General features: G+C 63.5%; 9 protein-coding genes and 2 pseudogenes. 2 read left to right on the top strand and 9 right to left on the bottom strand.

Features of this window, described 5'->3' with window-relative positions:
- Nucleotides 1-723: pseudogene (locus NKJ55_RS27195) on the bottom strand (IS4 family transposase); the annotation flags it as partial.
- A gap of 252 nt (nt 724-975) precedes the next feature.
- On the bottom strand, nt 976-1,326 hold the full coding sequence (locus tag NKJ55_RS27190) for an ArsC family reductase (protein WP_352452565.1): 351 nt from the start codon (nt 1,324-1,326) through the stop codon (nt 976-978).
- Between the two features lie 155 nt (nt 1,327-1,481).
- Between NKJ55_RS27190 and NKJ55_RS27185 the strand changes: the two genes are divergently transcribed.
- On the top strand, nt 1,482-1,832 hold the full coding sequence (locus tag NKJ55_RS27185; RefSeq protein ID WP_352452564.1) for an ArsR/SmtB family transcription factor: 351 nt from the start codon (nt 1,482-1,484) through the stop codon (nt 1,830-1,832).
- Nucleotides 1,829-2,314 (top strand): SRPBCC family protein, encoded by a 486-nt coding sequence (locus NKJ55_RS27180; RefSeq protein ID WP_502895022.1) that lies wholly within the window; start codon nt 1,829-1,831, stop codon nt 2,312-2,314. Before NKJ55_RS27185 ends, NKJ55_RS27180 begins: the two co-directional genes overlap by 4 nt.
- A gap of 125 nt (nt 2,315-2,439) precedes the next feature.
- On the opposite strand, the gene NKJ55_RS27175 is transcribed toward NKJ55_RS27180, so the two are convergent.
- From NKJ55_RS27175 to NKJ55_RS27145, 7 genes and pseudogenes are all read right to left on the bottom strand, one after another.
- Nucleotides 2,440-3,867, bottom strand: a complete 1,428-nt coding sequence (locus tag NKJ55_RS27175; RefSeq protein WP_352452563.1) for an aldehyde dehydrogenase family protein — start codon at nt 3,865-3,867, stop codon at nt 2,440-2,442.
- A 34-nt stretch (nt 3,868-3,901) separates the two neighbouring features.
- On the bottom strand, nt 3,902-4,987 hold the full coding sequence (locus tag NKJ55_RS27170) for an ABC transporter ATP-binding protein (protein WP_352452562.1): 1,086 nt from the start codon (nt 4,985-4,987) through the stop codon (nt 3,902-3,904).
- Nucleotides 4,977-5,585 carry a cupin domain-containing protein gene (locus NKJ55_RS27165; protein ID WP_352452561.1) on the bottom strand — a complete coding sequence of 203 codons (609 nt, stop codon included), beginning with the start codon at nt 5,583-5,585 and terminating at the stop codon, nt 4,977-4,979. The genes NKJ55_RS27170 and NKJ55_RS27165 overlap by 11 nt, the downstream gene beginning before the upstream one ends.
- A gap of 205 nt (nt 5,586-5,790) precedes the next feature.
- A complete protein-coding gene (locus NKJ55_RS27160) occupies nt 5,791-6,861 on the bottom strand; it encodes an ABC transporter substrate-binding protein (protein WP_352452560.1) in 1,071 nt (356 codons plus the stop codon).
- A complete protein-coding gene (locus NKJ55_RS27155) occupies nt 6,846-7,724 on the bottom strand; it encodes an ABC transporter permease (RefSeq protein ID WP_023674048.1) in 879 nt (292 codons plus the stop codon). Before NKJ55_RS27155 ends, NKJ55_RS27160 begins: the two co-directional genes overlap by 16 nt.
- A complete protein-coding gene (locus NKJ55_RS27150; RefSeq protein ID WP_352452559.1) occupies nt 7,721-8,608 on the bottom strand; it encodes an ABC transporter permease in 888 nt (295 codons plus the stop codon). The genes NKJ55_RS27155 and NKJ55_RS27150 overlap by 4 nt, the downstream gene beginning before the upstream one ends.
- Nucleotides 8,609-8,692: 84 nt before the next feature.
- Nucleotides 8,693-9,975 (bottom strand): annotated as a pseudogene (locus NKJ55_RS27145) (NAD(P)/FAD-dependent oxidoreductase).
- Nucleotides 9,976-9,977 lie beyond the last annotated feature (2 nt).

The raw sequence follows: 9,977 nt of genomic DNA, 5'->3' as shown, positions 1-9,977 counted from the left end.
CACCGTCTTGGGCAGGCCCTCTTCAATCGTGTTGTCGGGGCGCACGACCTCGACCTGGGCAAAGCTCGCCACCAGCCGGGCCGTGCGCGCCGCCCGACCAGGCCGCGCGCGCAGCTCGACCATGGCCTCTCCGGCGGCCTGCAGCGGTGCGGTCGACAGCTTGCCGCCGCCCTGGATCCGGCGGTCGTGCATGGCGCGGGTCAGAATGTGGAAGCCGGGTTCGGGTACAAGCGCCCACTTGCTGTAGATGTCGCTCTCGCGGTCGCTCACCTCGGTCACCAGTGCAGCCGACTTCAACACCGGCTTGGCCGCCGCGGCCGTGCTCAACCAGCGCTCGGACTCCTTGTCGCACAGAGGCCGCTTGGCATGAGCAACCTCCACACGCCCCTCGCGCGTCCACACCCGGCCCGCCACCAGCCCCAGAACGCCGCCCGTCTCGGCATCGATGCCCAGCATCGCGTGCAGCAACACGCCACGGCCGCCGCCCTTGCCAATCTCGCCAAGGCCACGCCGATACTCCGGCGTCGTCGCGAAATTGATCTCACTGGTGTCCTGGATCGCCAGCACATGACGACCGGCGCTAGCCTCAGCCGTCGCAGCGCCCCAACCTTCAATCAGCCTGTCCGTCGTCACCCGAGCGTTCGCCAGGAACCGACAAAAGCCCACGATCCCGCTACGGGCTCCTCCAGCCAAGCGGCGCAGGCACACGCTCTCGCGCGACACCATCCGCTCCAGAAGCTGGACCCCCTTTTTTCGAGCCGTTCGTCACCGAACGACCCCAACAATCCCATAGATGACACCGCGACGCCTCCCTCAGTACGTCGCCTACAGAATCACACACCAACCCGACGCCGCAACTCACAGATGAGTCATCGACGCAACGAAAAGATGTGTGCATCCCCTAGCACTTTCGTGGGGGCGAGGAACCCAAGCTGGAACGAAGCCGCGAAACCTCGCCGTCCCGCTGCACCGGGTTCAACCACCCATCGCCTGCTGATAAAACTCCGGCTTGAAACCAACCAGTATGCGATCGCCAAGTTCCAGCACCGGACGCTTGATCATCGTCGGTTTGGCCAGCATCAGCGCCTTGGCCTTGTTCTCGTCCAAGCCCAGTCTGTCCTCGTCCGACAGTTCACGGAACGTTGTGCTCGCCTTGTTGAGCAGGATTTCCCAGCCGACCTTGCCTGACCAGCCGTCCAGCCGATCCGCTTCAAGCCCGTCTGCCCTGTAGTCGTGAAAGCGATAGGCAACATCGTGGCTCGCCAGCCAGGAACGCGCCTTCTTGACCGTATCGCAATTGGTGATGCCGTACATGGTGATCGTCAAAACGCGTCCTCGGACCAGTCGAATCTGACGGCACCCTAAAACCGCGCCTCTCGGTTTTCCAGCGGCCTCGCCGGCCGTCTGCGATTTTCGCGCTTGCCAATAGTAAGGAATCTTCCTAACTATTTCCCGAGCTAATTTGAGGCAAGGAAACGACCATGACGGGCCTGCAGACCGAAAGCCCCCCGCCCATTGACGGCATTTTCCGGGCGCTCGCCGATCCGACCCGGCGACGCGTGGTCGAGCGACTGAACCGAAGCCCCGCCTCGGTCAGCGAGCTTGCCCAGCCGTTCGAGATGGCCCTGCCATCCTTCATCGAGCACCTCAGGGTTCTGGAAGGCAGCGGGCTGGTGCATTCGGAAAAGGCCGGCCGCGTCAGGACCTACCGGCTCGCGCCGGAGCCGTTGAAGCTCGCGGAAAACTGGTTGGCCGAGCAGCGTGCGCTGTGGGAGCGCCGTCTCGACCAGTTCGACGATTACGTGCTGAAACTCAAGGAGACAGACAGATGAATATGGTGCCGTTGTTCCAACCCGATCCGAAGCTCGACCTCGTGCTCGAACGGACGATCGAGGCGCCGCGAGAACTGCTGTGGATGGCCCTGACGAGACCCGAGCATGTCAGCCAATGGTTCACGCCGAAGCCGTGGATCATCACCGATTGCGAGATCGACCTGCGGCCCGGCGGCCTGTTCCGCACCCGCATGCAGTCGCCCGACGGCAAGGAGGTCAACGATAGGCGTTGCTGCTACCTCGATATCGTCCAGGACGAGCGGCTGGTGTGGACCGATGCGCTGCTGCCAGGCTACCGGCCGTCAGGCGACCCATTCATCACAGCCGTCATATCGCTGCAATCGCATGGCGAGACGACGCGCTACACCGCCACCGCCATCCACCGCGACGAAGCCACGCGCAACAGCCACGAGGAGATGGGCTTCCACGACGGCTGGGGCACGGTGGCGGATCAGTTGGCCGGCTATCTCAAGACGATCTGAGGCGACCCTGCTTCGCACTCACATTGCGGCCACGGAGCCGTCGTGGCCGTTCAACCGAACGCCGATGCCGAGGCACCAACGCTCGCAACAAACTTGACGGTTGGCGTAATGCCAATGTTGAACGCTCAGGCGCCGTAGCCGATGATGCCCTTGATCTCGAGGAAATCGTGGATGGCCCAGTCGGCATATTCGCGGCCGTTGCCGGACTGCTTGTAGCCGCCGAAGGGCGCAAACGTATCCCATTCCGGATAGTTGATCGACACCTGCCCGGCACGCAGGCGGCTGGCAATCTTGCGGGCGTGGTCGATATCCCCGGACTGGACATAGGCAGCCAGGCCATAGACGGTGTCGTTGGCGATCTTCACCGCATCATCATCGTCATCGTAGGAGATGACCGACAGGACCGGCCCGAAAATCTCCTCCTTCTCGATGGTCATGCCAGGCCTGACGTGGCCGAAAACGGTCGGTCGCACATAATAGCCACGGTTGAGGTGTTCAGGCCGGCCGGGGCCGCCGGTGACCAGCGTCGCACCCTCGGCGATACCGGCCTCGATCAACCGCTGGATCTTGTCGAACTGGACGTTGCTGACCACCGGCCCGAGCTTGGTCTCCTCCGAGCGCGGGTCGCCGACCTTGTGCCGTTCGGCGGCCTTCCTGGCGATCGTCAGCGCCTCGTCGTGACGGGCGGCCGGTACCAGCATGCGGGTCGGTGCATCGCAAGACTGGCCGCTATTGCCGAAGCAGGCGTTGACACCCTTGCGCACCGCCGTCTCGAAGTCAGCGTCGGGCAGCACGATGTTGGCCGATTTGCCGCCCAGCTCCTGCGCGACGCGCTTTACCGTCTCGGCCGCCGTCTTGGCGACGATGATGCCGGCCCGGGTCGATCCGGTGAACGAGACCATGTCGACATCGGGATGGCCAGCCATGACCTGGCCGACATCCGGACCGGTGCCATTCACCATATTGTAGACGCCCTTCGGCGTGCCGGCGGCGTCCATCACCTCGGAAAAGATGATGCCGCTGATCGGCGCGATTTCGGAAGGCTTTAAAACGACGGTGCAGCCGGCGGCGATGGCCGGCGCCACCTTGCAGACTATCTGGTTGAGCGGCCAGTTCCACGGTGTAATCAGCGCGCAGACGCCGATCGGCTCCTTGACCACCATGGTGGTGCCGCGCTTCTCGCTGAATTCGTAATCCTCCAGCGCCTTGATAGTGGCTTCCATGTGCGCCCTGCCCGCCCAGGCCTGCGCCTCGCGCGCCCACCTGATCGGCGCACCCATTTCCTGGCTGACCGCCTGGGCGATGTCCTCGTAGCGCTCATTGTAGACTTCGAGGATACGCTTCAGCAGCTTCAGGCGCTCGGCCTTGGTCGTTTGCGAAAAGGCCGGGAATGCCGCCGTGGCTGCAGCCACGGCCTTGTCGACATCGGCTTTCGAGCCGACCGAGATTTTGGTGTAGGCCTCTTCAGTGGACGGATCGATCACATCCAGCGTTGCCGGAACCACGGGGCCGACCCATTTGCCGCCGATGAAAAAATTGAGATGATTGCTCATGGGCCGTGCTCCGGTTTTCTGGAAATGAGTGAGACTAGCTAGGCAGCATAGGGCAGTTGGCACCACGGCGCAGGCTGATATGCGCCACGTCGCCGACGCTGAATTGAAAACCCTCTGTCCGGCGCGGCGCGTCGATCACCACCTGTGTCCCCTGCCCCAACTCTGCATGAAGGCGCAAGGTGCGGCCGTGAAAGACGATGCTGTTCACCCGCACCGGTGCAGTACCGGCCGCCGCCTCGGTCGTGGCCAAAAGGTCCTCCGGACGCACGCCAATGGTGCGCACCGTGCCCTCGCCAGGCAGCTCGCCTTTATCCGAAATCGCTTCCAGCGGCAGAGCGCCGGCGATGAACCGCAAGCGCTCGCCGTCACGGCCGACAAAGCGCGACTGCAGAAGGTTCATGGTGCCGATGAAGCTGGCGACGAATTTGGTGGCGGGGCGGTCGTAAAGGGTCGCCGGCGGCGCAATCTGCTCTATGCGGCCCTTGTTCATGACGACAATGCGGTCTGAGATCGACAGCGCCTCGGTCTGGTCGTGCGTGACCATGACGAAAGTGGTGCCAAGCCGCGACTGCAGCCGCTTCAGTTCGACCTGCATCTGCTCGCGCAGATGCGCGTCGAGCGCCGACAGCGGCTCGTCGAGCAGCAGCACACGCGGCTCGCAGACGATGGCGCGGGCAAGCGCGACGCGCTGGCGCTGGCCACCCGACAATTCGGACACGCGGGCGCCGAGCTTCTCGGCAAGGTCGACCATGGCGAGCGCTGCGCCGACGCGCTTTGCCTGTTCGGCACCGGAGAGCTTGCGCAGCGACAGGCCGAAGCCGACATTTTCGGCAACGTTCATGTGTGGGAACAGCGCGTAGTCCTGGAACACGGTATTGACAGGACGGTCGAAGGGCCTGAGCGCCGTGATGTCGCGGCCTTCGAGCAGGACCTTGCCGTTCGACGGGCTCTCGAATCCGGCGATGACCCGCAGGCTGGTGGTCTTGCCGCAGCCGGACGGTCCGAGCAGGGTCAGGAACTCGCCGCGTGAAATATCGAGATCGACGGCGTCGAGCCCGATGATGCCGCCGGGGAAAATCTTGGAGACCTTGTCCAGCCGGACGAGCGGATCAGGCGCCATCGCGAACCTCGGACGGTTTGGTGGTGTTGACCCACAGGATCTGGCAGCGCTCGCTGCCCGGATTGCGGAAGGCATGCAGCAACGTGCTCTTGAAGGCGAAGCTGTCGCCGGCCTTCAGCCCATATCTGGTCGAATCGACCACCAGCTCGACCTCACCGGACAGGACGAAGCCGAATTCATGGCCGGCATGAACGTAGGCTTCGGCGGTGCCACCACCGGCTTCCACGGTCACCAGCATGCCGGTCAGCGTGGCGGCCGGCGGCGACAGCAGCGCCTTGGCGATGCCTTCCGACTTGACCGGGATCTGCCGCCGGCTGTTGGCGCGCACACAATAAAGATCGTTGCCGACATCATTGCCGTCGGCGATCAGCGCCGATGGCTCGATGTCGAGGGCGGCGGCAAGCGGCCAGATCACGCGGACCCGCAATGACGACATGCCGCGCTCGATCTGGCTTAGCGCACCTATCGAGACACCGGCTTTGGCGGCAAGTTCGGCCAGCGAGAGATTGCGTTCTAGCCTGAGCGCCCGCACGCGCCGGCCGACCCTGACGTCGGCGTCGTCCTTCGGCTTCTCAGCCGCTTCGTCCAGCATGTCCATTCGTTCGTCCTTGTTACAGTATTTTTGGCCGGCGCCGCGTGGTCTTCCCTTCTCCCCCTTGTGGGAGAAGGTGGCCGAGCGAAGCTCGGTCGGATGAGGGGTGTTCCAGAAAACACCAACGCCTCATTCCTTCCAACACCCCTCAACCGTCTTGGCGCTGCGCGCCAATCCACCTTCTCCCACAAGGGGAGAAGGAAGAGCGAACTCAGCCGCCTGCCTTGACCTTCTCGAACATCTTGGCGAGTTCGTCATTCTGTTTCATCGGCCCGGTGAAGATCGTGGTCTTCAGCATCACCTCGGGATCGGAAGGCAGCTGCAGTTTCTCCAACTCCTCCTTTGGCACGGCGGCGAAAGCCGAGCTGGTCGAGCTGCCATAGCCGTAGGCCTGGATCAGATACTTTCCGGAATCCGTTTCCAGCCGGCTGTTGATGAAATCATAAGCAAGATCGACGTTCTTGGCGTCCTTGAGCATGACGAAGCCGCAAGCCCAGGTCAGCATGCCTTCCTTCGGCTTCATGAACTCTACAGGCACGCCCTGCTTCTTCAGCGAGGTGGCCGAGGCGTTCCAGGTCATGGCCGCGACCAGCTGGCCGCTCGCCAGTGCCTGTTCGACCGAGGTCATGTCGGTGGTGTAGTTCGAGAGCAGCGGGCGCTGCTCGCGCAGTTTTTCCGCCACCTTGTCCATCTGTTCCGGTGTCATGTCGAATGGATTGACGCCGGCCAGAAGGGCCGCCACCACCGGTGTGTCGTGGACGGCATCGATGGTCGCCATGCGCCCGGCATATTGCTTGTCCCAGAGCAGGTTCCAGCTGGCTTCCGGGTTCTTCACCAGATCGGTGCGGTAGAGGATCGAGGTATTGCCCCAGTCCCACGGCACCATCCAGACCTTGCCGTCGCCGGCCTGCAGGTCGGGCAGGTTCTTGAAGACCGGGAAGATCGAATCCCAGTTCTTGATGCGCTTGGTGTCGATCGGCTGCAGCAGGCCTTCCTTGTTCCAGCGCGCCACCTTGTCATAGCAAGGGTGCGCGATATCGGGGCGGAAGCCGGCCTTGACCTTGGTGAAGGCGTCATCGTCGTCGCCAAACATCGAGGCTTCGACGCCATCAGGGTGCGCGGCGAGGAAGCTCTTGTTGAAGTCGGGCAGCTCGTAACCCGACCAGGTGAAATATTGCAGCTTGTCGCCGGCAAAGGCGACAGTCGATGCAAGCGCCAGCGCGAAGGCGGCCAATCCGGTTTTCGCTGCCTTTGTCGTTATCGATTTCAAGTCGAATGCCATTGCAGTTCTCCTCTTTCGGTTTCTTCTGGTTTTGACAGGCTGGCGGGCGCTGGCCGCCGGGTGGCGGCAAGCCCGCGATGGCGCAGGATTTCGGCGAGTGCGGCGATGACGAACGACACGGCCAGGATCGCCGTGCCGAGCGCCATGACGGTCGGCAGCGATTTCGGGAAGCGCAGCTGGCTCCAGATATAAAGCGGCAGCGTCGGCTCGGTGCCCGCGAGGAAGAAGGCGACGATGAACTCGTCGAACGAGGTCAGGAAGGCCAGCATGAACGCCGAAATAATGGCGGGCAGGCTGAGCGGCAGCATCACCCGTCTGAAGGTCGTCCAGTCCGAGGCGCCGAGGTCGAGCGCTGCCTCGCGGATGGTCTTCGGGATGGCGGCGAAGCGGCTGCGCATGACCACCACCGTCGTCGGCAGCGCCACCAATACATGGCCGAGCACAATGGCAATGCGCGACGGCCCGAAACCGGCGAGATTGACCAGGATCAACAGCGAGATGCCGACGATGACGCCGGGGATCAGGATCGGCAGCCGCGCAATGGCACTGATCGTGGCGGCCAGCGGCGAGCGGCCGTAGAGGTCCATATAGGACACGGTGATGCCGCAGAGTGTTGCGCCGGTGGCGGCAATGGCGCCGATGACGAGGCTGGTGGCAAGCGCACCGGACAGCGCCGAATTGCCGACCAGCGTGCCATACCACTCCAGCGTGAAGCCTTGCAGCGGAAATGCCGCCTGGATCGAATTGTTGAATGAAAACAGCGGGATCAGCAATATCGGCAGATACAGGAACACCAGATAGGCAAGGACGTAGGCTCCGAGCCAGCCGCCGCCTTGCTTTGCGTCCAGGCGCGCCGTGTTCATGTGCGGCTGCCGTATCGGCGGTCGGCGAAGCGCACCACCAGCACCACGGCGAGAATGACCAGCATGACGGCGACGGCGAGTGCGGCGCCGAACGGCCAGTCATTGGCCTTGCCGAACTCGGCCTGGATCAGTGTGCCGATCATTGTACTGGCAGGGCCGCCGACCAGCGCCGGCGTCACATAATCGCCGACGGTCGGCACGAAGACGACGAGAGCGGCCGCCAGCACGCCCGGCATCGAATTGGGCAGCACGATGCGGCGGAAACTGGTGAATGGTTTTGCGCCGAGATCGGAAGCGGCCTCGAGCAGCGATTTCGGGATGGTCTCCAGCGCCACATAGATGGGCAGGATGGCGAACGGCGCATAAGCGTGGGCGAGCGTGACGACGACCGCTGCCGGCGTATTAAGGAAGGCCAATGTCGGCTCCGACCAGATGCCGCTTTCGATCAGCGCCGAGTTCAGCACGCCATTATAGGCAAGCACGATCTTCCAGGCGAAGACGCGCAGCAGATAGCTGGTCCAGAACGGCAGGGTCAGCAGGAACAGCAGCAGCCCGCGCCGCCGCCCGGCATGGAAAGCCAGATAGTAGGCAACGGGATAGGCGGTGACGACGGTTGCCAGCGTCACCAGGCCGGCGATGCCCAGCGAGCGCAGCGTCACCGTCCAGTACAGCGGATCGGTGGCCACAGTGACGAAATTCGCAAGGGTGAAACCAGCCCCCAGCAGCGAGCCGTCATTGCCGCGAAAGGCGAGAAAGAACACCAGGCCAAGGGCGAAAAGGATCAGCAAGAAGGTGACCAGCCCGCCGGGCAGTAGCATGGCGAAGCGGAAGGCCGGCGAAGACCGGGTTTCCGGCAGCGACTGCGTTACGACGATGGTCGACATCGGCTGTCCATCGAAATTTGAAATCGATTAAGCATTTTTCATATTTGTGAAATTGTCAAGCTGTTTCATGCTTGGGAATGAACGTCAGCGTTCGAACGCGTCCAGCATCCGGTACCAGGCGATCGTCGCGGCGACGCCGACCTGCCGAAACGCATGAAACGGAATCGGCCGGATCGGCGAGACCGGGAACGGCAATTGCCTGGTGTCGCCGCTCGACAGGTAGGAGGCTATGCGCTCGCCAAGCGCGGTCATCAGGCCGATGCCGCGGCCCTGGCAACCGACGACCGCCAGCAGACCCTTCTCTGGCTCGTGGATATGCGGGAGATGGTCCGGCGTCATTGCCACCCGGCCGAACCAGCGCTTTTCAATGGCCACATCGGACAGCGCCGGGTAGAGCCGCAGCAGCGCGCGCTCCAGATGCGCCCAGTCGGCCGGGCCGTTCGGCAAAGCCATGCGGCCGCGCCCGCCGAGCACCAGCCGGCCGTCGGCACTCTTGCGGTAATAGACGAGGATGCGGCGCGAATCCGACACTGCCTGCCCTTCCGGCAGGATAGCCGCCGCGAGATTGGACGTTAGCGGTGCTGTCGCGATCTGGAAGGAATGCAGCGGGACGATCGTCTCGGTGAGGCCGGGAAGCAGGCCGCCGGTATAGGCGTTGGTCGCCAGGACAATCGCCTTGGCCTTGAGTTCGGCGCCGCTTTCCGTAGAAACGTGCCAAATGCCAGCATTCTTGCTGATCTGCATCACGTTCTGGCGCTCGGCGATCTTTACGCCCGCCGCTGCAGCGACGCGCGCCAGTTCCGACGTGTAGGCGAGCGGATCGATGACACCGGCGCGCCGATCGAGCCAGCCGCCGAGATAGCCTTGCGCGCCGGTCATCGTCGCGATCTCAGTCCCGCTCAGCAGCCGGACATTGGCGCCGCGGGCACGCCACTGCCGATCCCGGTTCGCCGCCGCTTTCAGCGCGGTCTCGGTATGCGCGGCCTGGATCCAGCCATTGCGGACGAACGGCACCGCCAGTCTTTCGTCGCGGATCAATTCGAAGACGGTGTCAGCGGTCGAGGCGGCAAAGTTGACGAGCGCTTCGCCGCGTTCGAGACCAAAATGCTCCAGCAGCCAATCCGGATCGTATTTCAGGCCGGGAATGACCTGACCGCCGTCAGGCCGGATGCGCCATTGCCAATTTCGCCGGCCTCCAGCACCTGGACAGCAAGGCCGAACCGGGCAGCGTGCAAGGCTGTCGACAGCCCCATGATACCGCCGCCGACGATAACGACATCGACGCATTGGCCGGCGGGAAAAAGCGACTGGAACGCGGTGGCTGTCCGCGGCTTCTGCCAGATTGGATCGGAAAACCGTACGGGCAAGC

The sequence above is a fragment of the Mesorhizobium sp. M0106 genome (assembly GCF_040322715.1).
Classification (GTDB): domain Bacteria; phylum Pseudomonadota; class Alphaproteobacteria; order Rhizobiales; family Rhizobiaceae; genus Mesorhizobium.
The sequence above is the reverse complement of the archived record's forward strand: the minus strand, read 5'-3'. Positions and strand labels throughout refer to the sequence as shown.